Here is a 21,428-nt window from a genome sequence, read left to right as displayed (position 1 = left end):
TATATATAGCAAATTTACTAAGTTATTCCGGTTATCGGTTGTTTTTGAGCCGATAACCGGAATAACTTAGCTGCATATATGGTTAATAATCGGAATAGCTCCGTTTATCTGGTAGTTGTACTTAATTTTAGTTTATGAATTTACTGAATCCATTATTGTCTGTTAAGTATGAAGACAGAAATGCTTTACAGATTATTGGATGGTGGGAGCTAAGAAGGCCTCTCTATAACGTGATCGTTTTAGTTTGTGGACTTATAAGTATGTCAATAATGTCTCTACTGGTTAAACTGGAGCCATGGGAAGACATAGTAGAACCAATAGTAGTTTTAGGCTTTGCCTTTATATGTAATTTAGGTTACACTCTTGGTTGGGTCAGTGAAATAATGAATGTCAAGACTAAAACCTTTGGACCAAAATTATTTAAAGTAGGTTTATACTTTACTTTGTTCTGGGTATTGCTGCCAGCTTTATTGCACATAATATTATGGGTTGGCAGAGGCTTTGAACGAATGGAATAGAAAAAAACATAGTACAACACGAGCTTTACGTTAGCTGTGCCGCCGTAATGCCTAATCCGTTATGGTTAATTTAAATTAATGAAAACAAAGCTCCATATCTTAATTGTTTTGGTTATGGTTGCTTGCAACAACCAGCATGAAAGTTATGATCCTTGGTTACCTGAAGGAATTAAATACTCATATAGTATCACAACTTACTATGGAGAGAACAATGATCTAGATAATCACAGGGGTATAGAGTATTACGATTCATTAAATAGAATTCTTTTAAAGGTCAGTCCTGAAGAAGGCTGTACTAAGTATGAATATGACAGCATAGGAAGACTTCAAGAGGAGAGATGGGGAAGAAACTGCCAATTTGTTAGTAGGCTTATAATGGTGTACGATAAGGCAGGAAATCATTTAGGTGTATTTAGTACTCAAGATTCAACAGTAAATATTATACCTGCTCCATTCAGGCAGACTAAATTTTATGATAGCGAAAACAGACTTATAAAAGAACTTACTCGCGATCATACTGATGCTGACGGCAAAAAAAATGAAGAGTGGAAGGAGTTAAGGTATTCGGACGGAAGAATTAGTAAGGAAATCATAACATGGAATGGAAGTTTAGAATGGGTTGGTATATACGAATATGATAAGTACAACAGACTAGTAGCTATTAAAAGAAGACGGGGGCAGGTTACTCAAAATAAGTATTTCAGATATAATAAGCAGGGAAAAGTAATCGAGGAAAAAAGAACCAGTAATGAATATCCTATCTCTACAAATGCTACTCATTATGCATGGAACAGCAGCACCTTATATGAATATGATTCAACTGGTAGTTTAGTTAAAGTATTTTCATTAACTCATAAAGGAGACATGGATTTAATTTCACGGTTCGTAAAGAAATACAACAAACCATAACCACACCTATACGGCAGCTGTGCCGCCGCATAGCCCAGTCCGTTGAAGGGTATTTGAATAAAAGCAAAATGTAAAATGAAAAAATGGATTGATGTAAACGCTAGTAAATTGGATTCAAACCAATATTTCACCGACCTCATTTTACTTTTTCCTGATTTGAAAGAAAAAATAGAAGAAGAAGACCCTTCTATGATTCATTTCAGAATGGAAGAGTTTGCATCTTATACCATCGACCACATCAAAAATAAAAATTGGCAAAAACTGAAAACGTGTTTCGACTTTCAAGAATCTAAAATTGATTTAGTAAACTCCGACTTAATTAATGCAATGAATGTTTCATATTGCGAAACTTTGATGCTTGGTGAGGTTGCTGGACAAATGGATAATGTTATTCCAATGATGGGAACTAAGCTGCAGCGGCTTTATAATGAATATCAGGAATATTATAATAGACTTACAAAAACCTCCTGAAAAACAAACACCCTACAACACCGTGTATACCTCACCTCGGCCGACGGTCTTCGCCGCCGTTTGCACAAGGCCTTACCGGTAATTAAATCGAGGCAAAACTTCAGATATAATTATATGAGACGATTTCTTTTGCTTCTGACAACTTTGATTATGCTTTCGCATCTGGCAAATGCACAAAATGGGCAAGACATCAAACAGACGCTTCTTGATTTCAATAGTGCGGTTACAAATAAGGACATAGCCAAAGCATCCACTATGTTCGACAATGACAGCAATGTAATACTTGCGGGTTCAGGAAAAGAAGAATTGCATAAGGGGAATGCAGCAATTAGAAAATTTTTAGAAAAATTTCTTTCCCAGCCATTTCGTGTTTCCTGGAACATGAGCAACATGAGCGTTAACCAAAACAAAGAAACTGCATGGGCATTTGTTGATGGAACGGCTACGATTCAGCATGATAAAGGTCAAGTAGTGGAAATGCATTACCGAATAACGGTTGTGATGGTAAAAAAAGGTAAAACTTGGAAATGGAAATTATTTAATGGCTCAGTACCACAAACAAATTAATTAATTTGACATCGACAAACGACTGCTAACAATGTGTTTATGAAATTGTGACTGGACATTAAAGAATCAGCTATAAATCGCTATTTTGTTTTGCGGTCAATTGAAACGGACGTTTTTCAAATGTCACAACTCCATAAACACTTACCCGTTAGACACAACTTACTTGATAACAAATTTTTAAATTGAACAACTATTAAATTGAATATGAATACAATTTATTACAAACTGACATTAATGATTTTAGCTCTATTATTGTATTCATGTGAAAAGGAGGAAGAACAAGTAAGTAAGTTACCGAAAACCTACATGGATTATGAAAATTTTGTACAGGAAGGTTTAGTAGCTTATTACCCATTTAATGGTAATACCAACGATTTAAGTAAAAATAAGCTACATGGAAAAGATAATAATATAACCTTTACTTCTGATAGATTCAATATCGAAGGTGGCGCCTGTTATTTTAATGGTGAAAATAGCTATGTTTAAATCCCTAATTCTAATTTATTAAATAGTAATGCATTTACTGTTTGTTTCTGGTATAAAGCCGATTTAACAGATAGTTTGCGCCAGGCAATTTTATCCAAGTCAGATACATCCCGATATGGTTACTCCATAGACTTGAAGAACTCTGAATATTATTCTAATGTGGGTTTTGCCTATAAAGATAAAAAAACTCAATTTGAGAGTTGGTCTTTGTTTGGGCCCCGGTACAGAGAATGGGTTCCCGGAGCCGAAAGAAAATATGAATTTGCGGTAGTCGCATTCAGTGAAAAAGCCTTTGTTGATTATTTGGGTGGACGAGCCGTAGAATATTCACCATCCACATTTTTTAATTCTAATGTATTTGATTTATATATTGGAAAAAGTGAAAATGGACGATATAAAAATTTCAAAGGAGAAATAGATGACCTGCTAATATATAATCGAATACTGACAAAGGAAGAGGTTGAAAAGTTGTATAGATGGAAAAAAGGACAATAGCAACTGCCAACATAGCTTGAATTATATTGGGGTGAAAGTACCCATTCTATAAAGTTGTACTTTTATTAAAGTCGATACATCTTAAAAAGATAGTGCACCTAATTCCCCAACTTTACTTAAACCTAAGGTTAGCAGCAATATTAAAATAAAGTCCTGTGTATGGTTGGACAACTAATTAGAACCATGCAATCTTTTATAGATTTCTCAGCCTTATAGGTATTGCCATTACTGGTCTTTATCCGGGAATTTTTGTGTTAGTATTGGTAGCCTTAATTCCCATTGCTTCTAAGTTTTACGCTAAAAAGATGATTCACCAGCCCCACGATTCTCAGAAAATTTACTATACAACACTCACCATTTTTAATGTGCTTTCTATTTTAGTCGTGCTATGGATGACATTAGTCATCGTGCATGACCGGGTTCTTCAGGACTGCTGTTGATGTTTAGTAAGATAGCACTTAATACATGGGTTCTGAGAAGAAGTTACTTTGACCCAAACACCTATAACTAAAAGATATATTTAGTAAATTTTATACAATTAAAAGTGCTGTAAGACTCTCTATAATAATCCTGATAACTTAATATTAAAGAATTGATATACAGCTTATTTACTGGTTATTAATCCAGGATTTATTAAAAGGAATAATTAACCTTAACACAACTAATTAAACTGCTTCCTCCCGTAAGATTACCATCCGTTAGCCAAAGAAAGTTTAGGTAATTTTTAATTCTAGCGAAAACTTCTTTCTTTTATTTCTTTTGAAGTAAAAGATTATGTTACCATTTCATCTCCGAGTTCTATTAGTCCTGTTTATCAGTTTTCTTCCGGCTTATGGCTGGTCACAGGCCGTTGCTGAAAAACTTAATGCAGCTTATAAAAAATTTGCCAACGATCCGCAACTTCGTAATGCCACCTTATCATTGTATGTAGTAGATGCCACTACAGGTAAAATTGTTTTAGATAAAAATGGGAGAGTAGGAATGGTGCCCGCTTCTACCCAGAAAGTAATTACCAGCGTAAGTGCTTATGAACTGCTTGGTAAAAATTTTCAATTTCAGACCCAATTTGCTCTTTCTAAAAACAAAGAAGAGGGTAGGTTATTAATTGTGCCCAGCGGCGATCCTACTTTAGGCAGTTGGCGGTGGGCTGGTACTTCCGAACAGGCAATAATCAAAAAAGTAAGTCAGGCTATTCAAAAAGAAGCGGCAGCTCCTATACGGGAAGTGCGGGTAGATACGCAAGGGTGGGAGGGAGAAGCTATTCCGGATGGTTGGGTTTGGCAAGATATCGGTAATTACTACGGTGCTGGTTCTTTTAAACTAAACTGGCACGAAAACCAGTTTGATGTTTTTTTAAAATCCGGTAAAAATCTAGGTAACCCGGTAAGTATTGCGAGTATACAACCTGCTTTGTATGGTTATTCTTTGCATTCAGAACTTATTGCGGCCGCCCCCGGAACCGGTGATAAAGCTTTTATTTACTTTCCTTTAAACGCTCCTGCCGGAGTTATCAGAGGCACCATTCCAATAAACCAAAGTAATTTCAAAATTTCGGGAGCGCTGCCACAGCCCATGCACCAGTTTATCCGCTCTTTACTTGATTCTCTCGGGAAAGAAGGAGGAAAAACTCCTAAGAATGTACCCATTAAAAGTACCACCCATACTTCCGCAGCCGATTATGCTCCTTTATGCGCGGTAGTTTCTCCTCCTTTAGATAGTATTATTTTCTGGCTAAACCGTAAAAGCATTAACTTATACAGCGAAGCTCTGGTAAAATCCCTGGCTTATAAAAACAAAAAAGTAGCTTCTACCGAATCCGGATTAGAAATTATACGCAATTACTGGAAGCAACGGAATATTCCCGAGTCGGAGTTAAACATGGTAGATGGTTCCGGGCTATCGCCCTTAAACCGTATAACGGCTCATGCCCAGGTAAGTATTTTGCAACATGCTTTACAACAAACCTGGTTTAAAAGTTTTTACGCCAGTTTGCCACAATTAAACAACATGAAAATGAAGAGCGGTACTATTCACGGAGTTAAAGGATTTTGCGGGTATCATACTAGTTCTAACAAGCACCAATATGTTTTTTCTTTTTTAGTAAATAACTACAATGGTTCTTCCCCGGAAGTAGTGCAGAAAATGTATAATGTGCTGAATTGCTTAAAGTAATTTTATCATACAGATTAATACTTTTTCTGATAGAATTGATTCAGCTTCCTGAATCAATCCATACTTCAGTAATTTTATTTTCTAAAATTTTGATCTATAATAGCAACATAAACTTTAAAAGAATATGAAGTACGGGCATAAAGTATCAGGTTGGGCTTTGGTGTTTATTTTGCTGGCTTTTAGTAACCAAAGCTGGGCGCAAAGGGCAAAAAAACAATCGGGCACGGGTAAACCCGCCAATGTAATTTTTATTCTGGCCGATGATCACCGCTACGATTTTATGGGTTTTACGGGTAAAGTACCTGGTCTGCAAACGCCTAACATGGATCGGCTGGCCAAAGAAGGCGCGCATCTCCAGAATGCCTATGTCAGCACCGCTCTTTGCTCGCCGAGTCGCGCTTCTATTTTAACCGGTCAGTATGCCCATACGCACACCATTGTCGATAATCAGGCACCTTTACCAAAAGGTTTAACTTTTTTTCCGCAGTACTTGCAGGAAGCAGGTTACCGAACCGCATTTTTTGGCAAGTGGCACATGGGCAATACCGAAGACGAACCGCAACCAGGTTTTCACCATTGGGAAAGTTTCCGGGGCCAGGGAGTGTACTATAATCCTAAGCTTAACATAAATGGTAAACAAGTAACTTATTCGGATAGCACGTATATTTCTGATTTACTAACGCAACATGCTATTGATTGGATGAAGCAACAGGATAAGCAAAAGCCTTTTTTTATGTACTTATCCCACAAAGGAGTGCACGCCGAATTTGAACCCGCTAAACGTCATCGGGGTCGTTATAAAAACATGCCGGTTCGTTATCCGGCTTCCATGTTTCTGACGGCAACCGATACGAGTAATACCTGGCCCTTGCGAAATAAAGTGGCGGTAAACCCCGAAATGAAGACAGAGGTGAACCTGGCAGGTATTCCGGAATGGGTGAAAAAGCAACGGTATAGCTGGCACGGCGTCGATTACATGTACCACGGACGCATTAATTTCGATGATTTTTACCGCCGTTACTGCGAAACTTTGTTGGGTGTAGATGAGAGTATTGGTCAGGTGTTGGATTATCTTAAAAAAGCGGGTATTGATAAAAATACCTTAGTTATTTACATGGGCGACAATGGTTTTTCGTTCGGGGAACATGGTTTGATTGATAAGCGTCACGCCTACGAAGAATCGATGCGGGTTCCTTTGCTGATGCGTTATCCGGACGTAATTAAGCCTGGTACTAAAATTACGCAGGTCATACAAAATATTGATATTGCTCCTACTATTCTGGCAGTGGCGGGGAAACCAACTCCGTCACAGATGCAAGGCCAATCTTTTTTACCTTTGTTGCAAGGCAAGCAAATGCCGTGGCGCGACAAAGCTTTTTACGAGTATTATTGGGAGTATGATTTTCCGCAAACTCCAACTGTTTTTGCGGTACGTAGCGGGAGGTATAAATACATTCGGTATCAGGGAATCTGGGACACCAACGAATTATTCGATCTTCAAAACGATCCGGAGGAAGTCAATAACCTTATAGCTAAACCCGAACATCAAGCCCTGGTAAAACAATTAGCCGGCGAACTTTATGATTGGCTGGAAAGCACCGGAGGCATGCAAGTTCCTCTTAAACGCACCATAAAAATGCGCGACGGCGATTACTTACATCCAAATCAATATTAGCGGCGTTGAAGTTAATATTATGGCAGTAAGTTTTATTTAATATCTATAAAAAGATGAATTTAGAAAGTCATAATTTTTTAATCATCTTACTAAATATTCGAGTAAAATTATTTATTAAGATTTCGTCATTCAGAAGGCATATTTTAGGCTATTTAGTAAAATAGTTTTCTCCTGGAGGACAATGTTAGGAAACGCGGATTTACTTTATTAAGCTTTTATCTCTTATCTATTTTTTTATTTTATATCTACTTGGCGTAAAATTTAGGTGGATTGATTTGGTGTTAAGATTATATATTATATCACATTGTTTCAAAAAGCTATTATAGATTTTGCTTGTTAGTAGGCTTTTTCTTTGGAGCCTTTTCAAGGCTCCAGGCTGTGGTGCTAATTAACTTTTTAACTTTAAGTTTTGCCTCATGGCCGGCGGGCCTCGTTTGGCTATCTCGGGCGGTTTAGCGAACCTTGGCTCACTGCGTTGCGCCATGCTGCTTTGCAGCACCGGAACGCTAAAAGGCTCTCAATAGCCAAACTGGTATCAGTTCTTGTAGCTACTGCTTTTCTTCCACCTCTTGTTTCATTAACTTGAATAATTAAGGAAAAGAAAGGAAATGATTTTAATGGGCTGCTACTTATGATAAGAATTACCGGAATTAAACTTTCCGGTTCTACTTCCTCTCTCAGTTAATCCTGATGAAGTCAGCTTAATACTATCTATTACAACTAAAAAAATAAAAACAGTAGCTACCAGCAAAGACTCCAGTTTGGCTCTGGAGCACCTGCTAGGATTCCGGTGTCGGAGGCATTCCGCAGACGAAGGCGAGGGAAGGAAGGCTAGCGAGGGCGGAAGAGCCAAACGAGGCCCGCCGGCCACGAGGCAAAACTTGAAATATCAAACAAGTTAGCACCGCCGTCTGGAGACGGGAACCGGCTCCAAAGAACAACATCAAAGTTCGCTATAGCAACTACTTCTTACTATTGGGTATAACCCTTAGATTATAAAATTAATCTGCCTCTGTTATCCAGAATTTAGTAATATTAAAACCGCAAAATAGCAGCATCTGCTTCCACCTTCAAAAACCCGGTTTTAACTAAATTCTATATCCGATGCGATCTATAAAACATCTACTTTTATTAGTTTTTCTTTTTGTATATTCTCATTCATTTGCTCAGCGTTCTGTCTGGACGAAAGAACAGGCTAATGCCTGGTATGCTCAGCAGCCTTGGCTACTCGGGGCTAATTACGTACCGGTAAATGCAATTAACCAGCTAGAAATGTGGCAGGCTGAAACTTTTGATCCCGCTACTCTGGAAAAAGAAATGGCTATGGCGGAAAACCTAGGCTTTAATACCATGCGGGTTTTTCTGCACGATCAACTCTGGAACGCCGATCAGGCGGGATTTACGGAGCGCATTAACCAGTTTTTAGACATTTGTGCCAAACACAAAATCCGGCCTTTGTTTGTATTATTTGATTCCTGCTGGGACCCTTTTCCGCGGTTGGGAAAGCAGCACGAACCGGTGATAGGTTTACATAATTCCGGTTGGGTACAAGGACCGGGAGCTGATATTTTGAAAGACCCTAAGCAATATCCACAGCTGGAAAAATACGTGACCGGAGTAATAGGCCAATTTAAAGAGGATGCCCGCATTTTAGGCTGGGATGTGTGGAACGAGCCGGACAACATGAATAATTCCAGCTATAACCGCTGGGAGCCCGTTAACAAAGTAGAATTAATTACGAACTTGTTACCCCAGGTTTTTACCTGGGCCCGTTCGGCTAATCCGTCGCAGCCGCTTACCTGTGGTATCTGGGCCGGCGACTGGTCTACTCCGGATAAATTAAAACCAATCGAAAAAATCCAGGTAGAAAATTCTGATGTAATTTCGTTTCATAACTACGACGATGCCCCCGAACTCGAAAAACGCATTGTGTACCTACAACAATACGGCAAACCTTTAATTTGCACCGAATACATGTCGAGGGGTAATAAAAGTGTATTTGAGCGCTCGTTGCCCGTAGCCAGCAAATACAATGTAGCCATGATTAACTGGGGCTTTGTAGCAGGTAAATCCAACACTATTTATCCCTGGAATTCGTGGCAAAAAGTTTATGCTTCTGAACCCGAACTTTGGTTCCATGATATTTACCGGTCCAACGGTGAGCCTTATAAAGCAGCCGAAGTAGCTTTTATTCAAAACATTATTAAAGAAAAAGCTTCTGCAAAAAGCAAAGGTTCTAAGAAAATTAAAACAAAGAAAAGAGCGAAAGCTGCTGCTATGTAGTAAGGTAAATTTTCTTCTAAAAAGCCACTAAAAATAAATAGTGGTTTTTTTACGATTTTTAATATATTATAAATAATATATTAAAAATCGGTAATGTATTTGCATAAGGAGTAAAAAATAGTTTTCACTCTTTATTTAAATACTTATGAATGAAGTTTACACCGAATCTAAAAAATTTACTTTTCATGGTAAAAGCGGTAGTTATTTCGAATTGCAAGTAGCAAATTGGGTACTTACGGCTGTTACTTTAGGCATTTATTATCCTTGGGCAAAAGCGAATAAACTCCGGTACCTTTACCAGAAAACCGAATTTGCCGGTAGTCGCTTCACCTTTCATGGTACCGGTAAGGAAATGTTTAAAGGGTTTATTAAAGCCATTGGTCTTTTTATGGTGCTTTATGCCGTACTGGTAGGTTTTGCCTTATCCGGAGACCCTAATTTAGTAAAAATAGGAATTGCAATTGTATACTTAGGAACTGCATTCCTTATTCCAATGGCTTTGCATGGTTCTATGCGTTACCGAACTTCCCGGTCTTCCTGGCGGGGTATTCATTTTGGCTATAGGGGTTCTCTAAAAAGTTTATACAGCGTATTTTTCGTGAATTTATTTCTAACCTTATTTTCGTTTGGAATTTATATGCCCTGGTTTATAACTAATTTACGGAGAGAAATAATCGGGAATTTACGTTTCGGCGATGCACAGTTTTCGTTTGAAGGTAGTGCCAGTGAGCTTTTCATGATTTTATTAAAAGGACAACTATTAACCATTCTGACTCTTGGGGTATACTATTTCTTTATGACGCGTGACCTTTATAAACATTTAGTAAATAATATCTTTTTACATCAAAATGGCGAGTATGCCCACCTGGAAATTAATATTACCGGTTGGGGATTAGCGAAGTTAGAAATAGTAAATCTTTTTATTTTAATCTTTACTTTAGGTTTAGGGGCACCGCTTGTAACGGTACGTACCTTGCGTTATTTATTGGCTAATACTGAATTAGAAGGCTTTTTTGATCCGGATGGTTTAGTACAAACCGAAGAGCAATACCAAAATGCTACTTACGAAGATGTAGCCGATATGCTGGATTTGAATTTGGTATAAGTAAATTGCCGTATGAATTCTGCTTTTACCGGCACTTATTTCGATGGAAATTCTTCCCGACCTTATTCTGCCCAGGTAATGCTGGATCCGGGCCAGGTACGAATTACGTATCTGGTACCAGACCAGGCAGTGCCGCTTACTGTTTATTGGCAACCTTTTCGTATTCAAAAAGAATTATTCGCCGATCAAGATACTATTACCCTTTGTTACGGAGATTATCCCATTCAAAGATTAGAAGTAAGTAGTCCGGGGTTTAAAGAAGCATTCGCAAAACAGTATAGTCCAATTCCCTACCATAAACCTCCGGTTATTATATCAGAAAACAAGATACCCCGGTGGTTGTGGGTAGCCGCCTTGATTTTGTTGGTTTTAGTATTTGGCTTTTATTTCTGGGGCTTACCCAGACTAGCAGATAGAGTAGCCCGTATTATTCCGCAAGCTACCGACGAGTATCTAGGGAAACAACTGCACCAGCAAATAACAAAATCAGCTACAATAGAACCAGAACTAACCCGCGAGGTACGGGGTTTTATGCGGCAACTACGTATAAATAGTGCTTACAAACTTCACGTTACGGTAATTAAAGAAAATAATCCGAATGCTTTTGCTTTACCGGGCGGTTATTTAATGGTGCATAGTGGTATATTAAATCGCATGCAAAAACCCGAAGAACTGGCCGCTCTGTTAGGGCACGAGGCGGGTCACATCCAAAACCGGCATACTACCCGGGCTTTGTTTAGAAGTTTGGGAAGTTACTTATTTATATCTTTAATTTTAGGGGATGTTTCAGGGATAACCAGCGTTGTTATTCAAAATGCGGATATGCTGAAGCAACTGGAGTATAGCCGTAAACTAGAACAGGAGGCTGATGAATTTGGTTTTAACGTACTACGCCAAAACCGCATAAATCCGAAGGGAATGGTAATGTTGTTTCAACGGTTAAAGCAAGAAGAAAAAAACTCTGGAAACGAAGCGCCGGATGAGTTTTTAAGTACGCACCCTCCGCTGACTGCCCGGATGAACCAAATTAAGAAAATGATAAAACAACAGCCGTATACCAGTCAAATGCCTGATTCGTTAAATTATTATTGGCACCGGATAAAGCAATCAAAATAAACATCAAACGGAAAAGCCTGCTTTCATGAAAGCAGGCTTTTCTTTTTGTAAAAAGGGTTATACCCTAAAGTTTTAACAATCTATTAAAACGTGAGTTCGAGATAAGAAAATCCACATAAAAAGTAAGCTAATCTTTTTAAATTCTGTCATTCTGGAAGAATCTAACCGGTTACTTGCTGGTTAGATTCTTCCAGAATGACAAAATAAACGGGAAACTCTACTATTTAATTCTTTTAACTAATACAGGTATACTTTTTTGTTATTATATTCTTATATCGAACTCACGTTATTAAAAGAATAAGCAAACCTGGCAAGTTCCTAAAACAAGATTGTCCCGCACCTAAATCCCAGGTAAGACCATCTAACGTATTCACCTCATGTCCGTCATCTTGCAAGTATCTAACCAGCAGAAAAGAGGAACCGGTGAAAAGTAATTCGAGTTAATCCCTCCTTCAACCTAAAAATTACTATTTGGCACTGCTCCTGCAATAGCTATGAATTAATTAGATCCTTGCAGGATGACGGACAAGAGAAGGGTGGAATAAATAGTTTTTCTTCCTGCCAACTCAGGTTTCAGCCCATATCCTAGTAAAACTTACTAAAGTTATTCCCACTTAATTAAACAGGCAAGTTCAGGCGATGGAGAGTATTATAAATAAGTTGAAGAATTCAGGTTATAGATTTAAATCACCAGCTATTTCTTTCAGGGATATTTCGGCCAACTTAGCTACGTATTGGGCATTGTTAAACCGAACCCGGGCATTCAAATAATTTAATTGCGCATCGCGAAACTCAACGGGAGCAATGCTGCCCAAGCGGTATTTATCTAAAGTAATATTTAAATTTTGCTTCGCGATTTTCTGGTTATTTTCTTCCAGGGTTACTAAAGTTAAACTGGTAACGTACGATTGGTAAGCCGAAGCTAATTGTGATTTAATGTTTAAATCTGCTTTTTCGTATTGTAACTGAGAGTTTTGAATGAGAATTTCGGCATTTTGCTCGTTTCGTCGTTGTAAGAACCCATTAAAAATATTGACGGAAGCGGAAAGGCCATAGTTAAAACCGCGGTTATTGGCTGAAGTGGCAAAGCCAAGGGCCGATTGTGACTGGTTAAAAGTGTAACCACTGGTAACCCCTAAACTAGGGTAGCGGTTTGCCCGCACTTGTTTTAAATCTAATTCCGCAATTCTTTTATTTACCAAAGCTACTTTTAATGCCGGATTTTGCTGATTAGCCAGATCGGATAAAGAGCCAAGGGCTAACTTATTGTCAATAAGTAAAGTATTAGGTACTCCAAAAACGATATTCACATCACGGCCTAAAATTTCATTGAGCTGGATTTGAGTATTCCGGTAAAGAGCCTGTTGCTGTACCAGGTTAGTGGTATCAGTGTTTAAATCTACGCGGGCATTTAAAACTTCCAGGCGGGCGGCTTTTCCAATAGTAAACCGGTTTTGCGCCGTTTGTACCCGCAACCTCGAAATAATAATGGCCGAGTCATACGCCCTTAATTGCTGTTGCTGATTTACTAATTGATAATACGTACCAATAACATCACCTAAAGTAGTAAGTATGGTTTGTTTTAATTCGGCGTCGCCTAACTTTTCCAACTCTTTTAATTGCTCATAGCGGGCAAACATCCGGAAACCATCAAAAATGGTCCAGTTTAGATCGGCCCCGTAGCTAGTATTTGAGCTTTTAACATTGTTAAATTCCTGTAAACCGGTCTGCCGGGTTTGCTTACCCGTTTGTATATTGTTGTTATTGGTAATATTGGCACCCAGTGAAGGCACCATACCGGCATTGGCCCTGCTTACATTGTTGCGATCAATAGCTAAATCATTAGATACTAATTTTATATCGTAATTTTTTTCGAGGGCAATCCGAATGGCATCTTCTAAATTTAAAATATCCTGCGCCTTTCCGGGGAAAAAGATGAATGTTGAAAGCAGACATACCAGAAAAACAAAAATAGACTTCATAGTAAATGGTTATAAGTTACAGGTTGCAGGTTTCACTCATTAACCTGGCAAATTTTAAACTGTAGCGAAATTTAGTTGATAGACTTTTAAGAAAAACAGATTCCGGTTACTATCCAATATAAACGGCCTTCCGGGGAAAGTTATTTATCGGGCAGTAACCGGGATAATTATTAGTGAACACTTTCCAACACTTCTCTTTCTATTTCTTTAGCCCGTTGTAGTTCCGGATTTGGTTTGTATTCCCGCGACCATATGGCGTAAATGGCCGGAATAACAAATAAAGTTAGTATAAGAGAAAATAGCGTACCGCCCACAATTACTATACCCATGCCCATACGGCTTTGAGCCGCCGCTCCTAAAGCTAAGGCAATAGGTAAGGCTCCCAACGCAATGGCTAAACTAGTCATTAAAATAGGCCGTAAACGGGCTTCGGCCGCTTCCAAAATAGCTTCGGCTTTCGATTTTCCTTCTTCTTTTAACTGATTAGCAAATTCTACAATCAGAATACCGTTTTTCGTAACCAAGCCTATGAGCATAATGGTACCAATCTGGCTGAAGATATTCCAGGTTTGACCAAATAACCACAACGATAGCATAGCCCCTGCTACCGCTAAAGGCACGGTAATAATAATAATTAAAGGGTCAATAAAGCTTTCGAACTGAGCCGCCAGAATTAGATAAATAAGTAATAAAGCCAAACCAAAGGCGAAGGCAGTATTGGAACCACTTTCCACGAAATCGCGCGATTCGCCTCCTAAGTCGGTAGTAAAGGTGGGGTCCAGAACTTTAGCGGCAATACGGTCCATGGCATCAATGCCATCGCCGATACTTTTGCCCGGTGCCAAACCAGCCGAAATAGTAGCCGACATATACCGATTGTTATGATATAGTTGCGGTGGACTGCTACGTTCCTGTAAGGTAACCAGGTTATCTAGTTGAATTAACTGACCAGTGCTGCTGCGTACAAATAACGAAGTTAAATCTAAAGGATCATCCCGGTCAACTCGGTCAAACTGGCCAACTACCTGGTATTGTCGGCCTCCCATAATAAAGTAAGCAAACCGTTGGCCACTTAGCGATAATTGTAGGGTTTGTGCCACATCAATTACGGATACACCCAAACTCTGCGCTTTTTCCCGGTCGATGGTAATGTTAATTTCTGGCTTGTTAAATTTCAAATTCACATCCGGGTTCGAAAGAGTAGGATCCTTGCTAGCTTCTTCCATAAACAACGGAATTTTTTCTTCCAGTTTCTTAAAGTCCTGTGCCTGGATAATGTACTGGATAGGCTGTCCGCCTCGCCGATTAACGGATATAGTAGGTTGTTGCGAAACCATAGTACGAGCTTCCGGATATTTGCGGGTTAGCTGGGTTAGTTTATCGGCAATGTCTTTTTGCGAGCGTTCCCGTTTGCCAGGGTCTATCAAAGTCATTCGCATCATACCATTATTTACGGAACCAGCTCCACCCCAACCTGGCGAGGTAATAACCAGATTAACCGCTTTTTCCGGAATAGAATCGTTTACCAGTTGAGTAAGCTCCTCCATAAAACGGTCTGTATACTCAAAGGAAGCACCTTCCGGGGCAGTAACTTGTACCCGTAACATGCTACGGTCGTCATAAGGAGCAGTTTCTTTTTGTAAAGTCAGATAAAATAAAACAATTAAGCCCAAGCAAACGCCAATAATCGGAAAACTCAACCATTTCCTTTCCATAAAGCGACCAAGCGCTTCGGCGTAGCCGGAATTCATTTTCTGGAAATAAGGTTCGGTAAAATTATAAAACCGCGTTTTTTTGTGCCCCCCTTTTTTCATCAGGTATGCGTTCAGCATGGGGGTAAGCGTTAAAGAAACAAAGGCCGATATGAGCACTGCTGCTCCAATTACAACCCCAAATTCCCGGAATAAACGGCCTACAAAACCTTCGAGGAAAATAACTGGTAGAAACACCGCCGCAAGTGTAATGGAAATAGAAATAACAGCTAAGAATATTTCATTGGAGCCTTTAATAGCCGCTTCAATCGGCGACATACCTTCTTCTACTTTCTTGAAGATGTTTTCCGTTACTACAATCCCATCATCCACTACCAGACCTGTTGCCAGTACAATCGCCAATAAGGTTAACACGTTCACCGAAAACCCGGCCAGGTACATGATAAAGAAAGTAGCAATTAAGGAAACCGGAATATCAATTAAAGGGCGGAAAGCAATACTCCAATCTCGGAAGAACAAGTAAATAATTAATATTACTAGTACAAGAGCAATTAAAATGGTTTCAGCTACTTCAATAACAGATCGTTTAATGAACAAAGTGTTGTCCATTACTATATCGAGCTGCAAATCTTTGGGTAAATCATTCTTTAGTTTTTCGAACTGATCATAAAACTTGCCCGCGATTTCTAAGTAATTAGAACCCGGCTGGGGTACAATGGCTAATCCAACCATGGGAATACCCGATTCGCTCATTTTGGTTTCCAGGTTTTCGGGTCCTAGTTCGGCCCGGCCTAAGTCGCTGAACCGGATAATCCTGTCTCCTTCTGATTTAACAATTAAATTATTAAACTGCTCCTCGGTAGAGAGATTGCCTAATGTTTTAACCATTAACTCTGTGTTGGAACCACTTACTTTGCCGGAAGGCAATTCTACGTTCTGGCGATTCAGCGCTTCTCTTACATCTGCTACGGTTAGGCCATACGAAGCAAGTTTCATGGGATCTAACCATAAACGCATAGCGTATCTTTTCTGCCCCCAGATTTGCACACTACTTACTCCGGGAATCGTCTGTAAACGTTGTGATATTACATTTTCTGCGTAATCGCTTAACTCTAATTGGTCGCGGGTTTCGCTCCGTACCGTCATGGTAATAATAGATTCCGAGTCAGCATCGGCCTTAGACACCACCGGTGGCGCATCAATATCCTGGGGTAAGCTCCGGATGGCCTGAGATACTTTATCTCGTACATCGTTGGCGGCTTCTTCCAGGTTTTTTTCTAGGTTAAACTCAATATTTATGTTACTACGGCCCTGGTTACTGGAGGATGAAATATTGCGAATACCATCAATGGAATTTATGGCTTTTTCGAGCGGTTCGGTAATCTGCGATTCGATAATATCGGCATTGGCACCTGTATAACTGGTACTAACCGATACAATGGCCGGATCGATGGATGGATACTCCCGGATACCCAGGAATGTATAACCAATAACGCCGAACAAAATCAGAATAAGGTTAATTACAATAGTAAAAACCGGTCTCTTTATGCTGGTGGTAGATAAACTCATTTTCTGCTATAATTTAATCAACTTCTGGGTAACCGGACTTTAACCGGAGCATCTTGTTTCAAAGTCATAATTCCAGTGGTTAACACCGTATCGCCTGGTTGCAGGCCGGAGGTTATTAAAATATCTTTTTCGGTGCGGGTGGTAGCTTCTACTTTTACTTCCTGCGCTTTGCCGTTTTTAGCAACAAAAACTTTTTTACCATTCTGGATGGGAATAATTGCCTGAGTGGGCACGAGTAAGGCATCCGGAATAGAGGCTAGCGGAAACTCAATGTTGGCAAAAGACCCCGGTAATAATCCGCCGTTAGGATTAGCAGCCCGGGCCCGCAATTGTAAGGTACGGGTACTGGCTTCAATGGCTGGCTCTATGGCGTAAACAGTAGCCGAATATTTTTTACTGCTGCCCGCCACCGATAGTTGCAGTTTAGTATTTGGTTTAACCTGGCTGGCGTATTTTTCCGGTACCGAAAAAGCAATTTTCACCGGGTCGGTGCTGATTAAGTTAGCCACAATAGTTTCGGGAGTTAAATACCCGCCCACTGATACATTACGCAAACCAATACGACCAGAAAAAGGGGCAATAATAGTAGTTTTATCTAATTGAGCCTGAATTAACTGAGTTTGTGCCTGCAAGGTTTTGTAATCAGCAGTAGCAATATCGTATTCTTCGCGGCTAATGGCTTCTTTCTTAAACAATTGTGCTGCCCTTTCAGCATTTTCGGAAGCTAGATTTTGCCGGGTTTGAGCCTGGGCTAATTGGGCGCGTAACTCAGCATCATCTATTTTTAATAAAACCTGACCAGCCTTTACGTTACTTCCTTCATTAAAACTTATGCTCCGGATTAAGCCGGAAACTTGTCCGCGGATTTGTACTTGCTCGTTGGCTTCGATAGAACCGGTGACCGCCAGGTTGTTTGCAAATTCGCGAGGTTTTACTACTATGCCATCTACTTGCATTACTCCGCCTTTTCCTCCTCCTGGTCCGCCTGGGCCTCGGCCACCTCCAGCACCCATTGGTCCGCCGCCCGCTTGCTTTTTATTCGCCGAAATGCGGTAAACTATCAGAGAAGCAAATCCGATAACTAATAGGGCATAAATAATGTACTTAATTTTCATGAGTGTTTTAGAAGTGTTACTTGCGAAAGCGCTAAATTATAGTTAGATATTTTAATATTATTTTTTACCACATATAGTTTAACTACCGGTTTTGCATTGCTCTGTTTTTAGTACTCATTTTTAATTGTTAGTGATTCAAATAAGACTTTATTTTATTAAAAGGAGCCCTTTTGTGCAGACGCAAAATAGTAACCGGCTTAGGTATACAGAAGTTTTATAAATTAATCGCAAATTACCCTTGGATTCTGTTTCAATTCTGAAGTTTAAGGCAAGTAAATTTAAATTTACCCTAACAAAATAGGTAGAGAAGCTAATGGAAGTTTTACCTGATTTAAAAGCAAATAATGGCTAAGACAAAAGACGAAAACTTTTTTCAGAATGTGTACGAAATAGTACAACTCATTCCGGCAGGGCGGGTTACCTCTTACGGGGCAATTGCTAGCTACCTGGGCAGTAAAGGTTCGGCCAGAATGGTGGGTTGGGCGCTTATTGCATCGCACGCCAAGAGCGGTATTCCGGCTTACCGCGTAGTTAACCGGAATGGTTTGCTTACCGGTAAACAACATTTCGAATCACCGGATGCCATGCAAGCCAGTCTGGAGCGGGAAGGAGTGCGAATAGAGAATGATCAGGTAGTTGATTTTGCTAAATTATTCTGGGATCCGGCAAAAGAATTATTATAAATCACAGATTTACACATATTACAAGAATTATTTTTGAACCGCTGCCTACTACGTATTTCACAATCGGCAAAATTACTTTCATTAAACTGGTGCTAACACGATATTTTAGTTTTGTGTTTGTTATTTGGTAATCATCCGGCTGAATAACAGAACTGCTTAGAATTTGAGCCAGATAATCCTACAAAAATGTTTTGCTATACGTTTAGTAAATTCTCCCACTTCAGGATAAGCATCATTAGGTATTTGCATTTAGAGTAATAGCATTGCTTTAATAAGAAAATACTACTCCATTCGTTTTCTTGCTTTGCATTCTCAATTATCCTGCGGATTCCGGCAGATTCAATTTTCCTTCTTATCTTGCTATTATATTTATATAATTCATCTTATTTTAAAAATTATGACAATAACCTATTACCGGCTAGGTGCCTTAGCCTTAACCGGACTTTATCTGGCTGGTTGCAGTACTACCGTTCCTACGCAGCAGGCCACTACCACCGACACTGCCGCTAGCCCGGCTACTGTTTCAACTCCCAAAATGAATATGGGAGTAGGCTTAGATCCGGCAAACCTCGATACCACGCAATCTCCCTGCGCCGATTTCTTTCAGTATGCGAATGGTGGCTGGATTAAAAATAATCCGGTGCCGGCAGCAGAAAGACGTTGGGGCAGTTTTGAAGAACTAGCCGACAAGAACTATGCTGTACAGCGCAATATTTTAACCGAGGCCGCCGCAAACACTTCCGCACCCAAAGGCAGTAACTCGCAAAAAGTTGGCGATTTTTTTGGTTCTGGCATGGATTCTACCGCTATTGAACAATCGGGTATAACCCCGCTGAAGCCTTATTTTGATAAAGTTGCAGCCATTAAAGATGCAAAAGGTTTGCTGACCACCGTGGCACAATTAAAAAAATCCGGCATTAGTGGAATGTTTAGTTTTTATGTTGGTCAGGATGATAAAAAAAGCACGGAGTACGCCATCTTTTTAAACCAGGGTGGTTTAGGTTTACCCGATCGCGACTATTACCTGAAAGAAGACGAGCGTTCTAAAAATATCCGGGCAGAGTACGTGAAACATTTACAGAACATGTTCACGCTACTCGGCGACGATGCAACTATGGCGCAAAAGAATGCCACTAAAGTAATGAGCCTGGAAACTCGGCTTGCCAAAGCTTCCCGCACTCGTGTAGAGTTGCGCGATCCACAGGCCAACTATAACAAAATGACCATTGCCCAATTGCAGAAACAAACCCCAGCCACCAACTGGAACCTGCTCTTAACGCTAATGGGAGCTAAGAACGTAAACGAAGTAATTGTGGGGCAACCTGCATTCTTTAAAGAATTAAACACCTTGGTTAAAACCAGTTCTCTAAGCGATTGGAAAACGTATCTTCGCTGGCATTTAATTCATTCTACGGCTCCGTATCTGAACCAGGCTTATGTACAAGAAAATTTTAATTTTTACGGAAAGGTACTTAGTGGCACCAAAGCCTTACAACCTCGCTGGAAACGCGTATTGCGCACCACCGATGCCGCTATTGGCGAAGCAATGGGACAGTTGTACGTAGAAAAAACTTTTACCCCCGAAGCAAAAGCCAAGGCTCTGGAAATGGTGAAAAACCTGCGCGATGCTTTTCAGGAGCACGTACAGCAATTAGATTGGATGAGCGAAACCACTAAAAAACAAGCTTTGGTAAAATTAGATGCCTTTGCGGTTAAGATTGGTTATCCTGATAAATGGAAAGATTATGCGGACTTGAATGTTGGTCGGGAATCTTACGTAACGAATGTGCTGCAAGCAAATGAATTTGATTTTAATTATAATGTAAACAAGCTGGGCAAACCTATCGATCGTGCAGAATGGGGCATGACACCACCTACGGTAAATGCTTATTATAATCCTTCCATGAATGAGATTGTGTTTCCGGCCGGTATTATGCAACCTCCGTTTTTTGATCCAAAAGCCGATGATGCGGTAAACTATGGCGGTATGGGCGCCGTGATAGGTCACGAAATTACCCATGGCTTCGACGATCAAGGCCGCCAGTACGATGCCGAAGGAAACCTGAAAGATTGGTGGACAAAAACTGATGCCGACCAATTTACCAAGCGGGCTGATATGGTAGTAAACCAATACGGGGCCTACGAAGTGTTGCCTGCGGTTAAAGTAAATGGTAGCTTAACCTTGGGCGAAAACCTGGCCGATATTGGTGGTTTAAACATTGCCTATACGGCACTGCAAAAAGCATTAGCTGGTAAGAATAAAGACAAAATTGCCGGTTTTACCCCAGAGCAGCGATTCTTTTTAGCGTGGGCCCAAATCTGGCGGGTAAATGGCACCGAGCAATATTTTAACCAGCAAGTACAAACCGATCCGCACTCACCTGGTCGTTTCCGTACCAACGGACCTTTAACCAACATGCCGCAATTTTACGAGGCTTTTGGTTGCAAACCCGGCGATAAAATGGTAAAACCCGCAGGTGAACAAATTAAAATTTGGTAATTATTCTAATAAACAAAAAGCTTCTTCAATACGAAGAAGCTTTTTGTTGGCAGTTGTTTTAACTAAGTAA

17 protein-coding genes are annotated in these 21,428 nt (G+C 39.8%); 13 read left to right on the top strand and 4 right to left on the bottom strand.

The features are described from left to right. Window positions 1–134 precede the first annotated feature (134 nt). The 8 genes from HUW48_RS13220 to HUW48_RS13185 all read left to right on the top strand — a co-directional run bounded on the left by HUW48_RS13220 (window position 135) and on the right by HUW48_RS13185 (window position 7,293). On the top strand, window positions 135–518 hold the full coding sequence (locus tag HUW48_RS13220; RefSeq protein WP_182416120.1) for a hypothetical protein: 384 nt from the start codon (window positions 135–137) through the stop codon (window positions 516–518). 78 nt (window positions 519–596) lie between these two features. After that, window positions 597–1,427 (top strand): hypothetical protein, encoded by an 831-nt coding sequence (locus HUW48_RS13215; RefSeq protein ID WP_182416119.1) that lies wholly within the window; start codon window positions 597–599, stop codon window positions 1,425–1,427. Window positions 1,428–1,502: 75 nt separating this feature from the next. Then, entirely contained in the window at window positions 1,503–1,898 is a 396-nt protein-coding gene (locus tag HUW48_RS13210) for a DUF7674 family protein (RefSeq protein WP_182416118.1), read from the top strand. A 114-nt stretch (window positions 1,899–2,012) separates the two neighbouring features. After that, window positions 2,013–2,465 carry a nuclear transport factor 2 family protein gene (locus HUW48_RS13205; RefSeq protein ID WP_182416117.1) on the top strand — a complete coding sequence of 151 codons (453 nt, stop codon included), beginning with the start codon at window positions 2,013–2,015 and terminating at the stop codon, window positions 2,463–2,465. A gap of 204 nt (window positions 2,466–2,669) precedes the next feature. Next, window positions 2,670–2,951: a hypothetical protein gene (locus HUW48_RS13200; protein ID WP_182416116.1), complete on the top strand. Its 282-nt coding sequence runs from the start codon at window positions 2,670–2,672 to the stop codon at window positions 2,949–2,951. Next, the gene (locus HUW48_RS13195; protein ID WP_182416374.1) at window positions 2,952–3,446 is read left to right on the top strand and encodes a LamG domain-containing protein; all 495 of its coding nucleotides are present in this window, start codon (window positions 2,952–2,954) and stop codon (window positions 3,444–3,446) included. A 774-nt stretch (window positions 3,447–4,220) separates the two neighbouring features. Beyond that, window positions 4,221–5,618 (top strand): D-alanyl-D-alanine carboxypeptidase/D-alanyl-D-alanine endopeptidase, encoded by a 1,398-nt coding sequence (gene dacB, locus HUW48_RS13190; protein WP_182416115.1) that lies wholly within the window; start codon window positions 4,221–4,223, stop codon window positions 5,616–5,618. A gap of 124 nt (window positions 5,619–5,742) precedes the next feature. Continuing rightward, window positions 5,743–7,293: a sulfatase family protein gene (locus HUW48_RS13185; RefSeq protein ID WP_182416114.1), complete on the top strand. Its 1,551-nt coding sequence runs from the start codon at window positions 5,743–5,745 to the stop codon at window positions 7,291–7,293. A gap of 625 nt (window positions 7,294–7,918) precedes the next feature. Here HUW48_RS13185 and HUW48_RS13180 read toward each other — a convergent pair. Next, on the bottom strand, window positions 7,919–8,164 hold the full coding sequence (locus HUW48_RS13180; RefSeq protein WP_182416113.1) for a hypothetical protein: 246 nt from the start codon (window positions 8,162–8,164) through the stop codon (window positions 7,919–7,921). 233 nt (window positions 8,165–8,397) lie between these two features. Here HUW48_RS13180 and HUW48_RS13175 point away from each other — a divergent pair, with 233 nt between their 5' ends. The 3 genes from HUW48_RS13175 to HUW48_RS13165 all read left to right on the top strand — a co-directional run bounded on the left by HUW48_RS13175 (window position 8,398) and on the right by HUW48_RS13165 (window position 11,797). Beyond that, entirely contained in the window at window positions 8,398–9,576 is a 1,179-nt protein-coding gene (locus HUW48_RS13175) for a glycoside hydrolase 5 family protein (protein WP_182416112.1), read from the top strand. Between the two features lie 145 nt (window positions 9,577–9,721). Next, complete coding sequence (locus tag HUW48_RS13170; protein WP_182416111.1) at window positions 9,722–10,681, top strand: YjgN family protein; 960 nt, start codon at window positions 9,722–9,724, stop codon at window positions 10,679–10,681. A gap of 12 nt (window positions 10,682–10,693) precedes the next feature. Then, entirely contained in the window at window positions 10,694–11,797 is a 1,104-nt protein-coding gene (locus HUW48_RS13165) for a M48 family metallopeptidase (RefSeq protein ID WP_182416110.1), read from the top strand. A 674-nt stretch (window positions 11,798–12,471) separates the two neighbouring features. On the opposite strand, the gene HUW48_RS13160 is transcribed toward HUW48_RS13165, so the two are convergent. The 3 genes from HUW48_RS13160 to HUW48_RS13150 form a co-directional block, all read right to left on the bottom strand. After that, window positions 12,472–13,779 carry a TolC family protein gene (locus HUW48_RS13160; RefSeq protein ID WP_182416109.1) on the bottom strand — a complete coding sequence of 436 codons (1,308 nt, stop codon included), beginning with the start codon at window positions 13,777–13,779 and terminating at the stop codon, window positions 12,472–12,474. A gap of 170 nt (window positions 13,780–13,949) precedes the next feature. After that, a complete protein-coding gene (locus HUW48_RS13155) occupies window positions 13,950–17,060 on the bottom strand; it encodes an efflux RND transporter permease subunit (protein WP_182416108.1) in 3,111 nt (1,036 codons plus the stop codon). Between the two features lie 17 nt (window positions 17,061–17,077). Next, window positions 17,078–18,175 (bottom strand): efflux RND transporter periplasmic adaptor subunit, encoded by a 1,098-nt coding sequence (locus HUW48_RS13150; protein WP_182416107.1) that lies wholly within the window; start codon window positions 18,173–18,175, stop codon window positions 17,078–17,080. Window positions 18,176–18,519: 344 nt separating this feature from the next. Here HUW48_RS13150 and HUW48_RS13145 point away from each other — a divergent pair, with 344 nt between their 5' ends. Further along, window positions 18,520–18,858 (top strand): MGMT family protein, encoded by a 339-nt coding sequence (locus HUW48_RS13145; protein ID WP_182416106.1) that lies wholly within the window; start codon window positions 18,520–18,522, stop codon window positions 18,856–18,858. 397 nt (window positions 18,859–19,255) lie between these two features. After that, window positions 19,256–21,358: a M13 family metallopeptidase gene (locus tag HUW48_RS13140; protein ID WP_182416105.1), complete on the top strand. Its 2,103-nt coding sequence runs from the start codon at window positions 19,256–19,258 to the stop codon at window positions 21,356–21,358. The last annotated feature ends 70 nt before the right edge of the window (window positions 21,359–21,428 follow it).

The organism is Adhaeribacter radiodurans (assembly GCF_014075995.1).
GTDB classification, from domain to species: domain Bacteria; phylum Bacteroidota; class Bacteroidia; order Cytophagales; family Hymenobacteraceae; genus Adhaeribacter; species Adhaeribacter radiodurans.
Note: the sequence above shows the minus strand (reverse complement) of the source record. Positions and strands in the feature narration are given on the sequence as shown.

Coding starts and splice junctions, on each gene's coding strand:
- HUW48_RS13170 (WP_182416111.1), top strand. CDS start 9,722: ATGAATGAAGTTTACACCGAATCTAAAAAATTTACTTTTCATGGTAAA.
- HUW48_RS13150 (WP_182416107.1), bottom strand. CDS start 18,175: ATGAAAATTAAGTACATTATTTATGCCCTATTAGTTATCGGATTTGCT.
- HUW48_RS13205 (WP_182416117.1), top strand. CDS start 2,013: ATGAGACGATTTCTTTTGCTTCTGACAACTTTGATTATGCTTTCGCAT.
- HUW48_RS13220 (WP_182416120.1), top strand. CDS start 135: ATGAATTTACTGAATCCATTATTGTCTGTTAAGTATGAAGACAGAAAT.
- HUW48_RS13210 (WP_182416118.1), top strand. CDS start 1,503: ATGAAAAAATGGATTGATGTAAACGCTAGTAAATTGGATTCAAACCAA.
- HUW48_RS13155 (WP_182416108.1), bottom strand. CDS start 17,060: ATGAGTTTATCTACCACCAGCATAAAGAGACCGGTTTTTACTATTGTA.
- HUW48_RS13140 (WP_182416105.1), top strand. CDS start 19,256: ATGACAATAACCTATTACCGGCTAGGTGCCTTAGCCTTAACCGGACTT.
- HUW48_RS13160 (WP_182416109.1), bottom strand. CDS start 13,779: ATGAAGTCTATTTTTGTTTTTCTGGTATGTCTGCTTTCAACATTCATC.
- HUW48_RS13145 (WP_182416106.1), top strand. CDS start 18,520: ATGGCTAAGACAAAAGACGAAAACTTTTTTCAGAATGTGTACGAAATA.
- HUW48_RS13185 (WP_182416114.1), top strand. CDS start 5,743: ATGAAGTACGGGCATAAAGTATCAGGTTGGGCTTTGGTGTTTATTTTG.
- dacB (WP_182416115.1), top strand. CDS start 4,221: ATGTTACCATTTCATCTCCGAGTTCTATTAGTCCTGTTTATCAGTTTT.
- HUW48_RS13215 (WP_182416119.1), top strand. CDS start 597: ATGAAAACAAAGCTCCATATCTTAATTGTTTTGGTTATGGTTGCTTGC.
- HUW48_RS13165 (WP_182416110.1), top strand. CDS start 10,694: ATGAATTCTGCTTTTACCGGCACTTATTTCGATGGAAATTCTTCCCGA.
- HUW48_RS13175 (WP_182416112.1), top strand. CDS start 8,398: ATGCGATCTATAAAACATCTACTTTTATTAGTTTTTCTTTTTGTATAT.
- HUW48_RS13200 (WP_182416116.1), top strand. CDS start 2,670: ATGAATACAATTTATTACAAACTGACATTAATGATTTTAGCTCTATTA.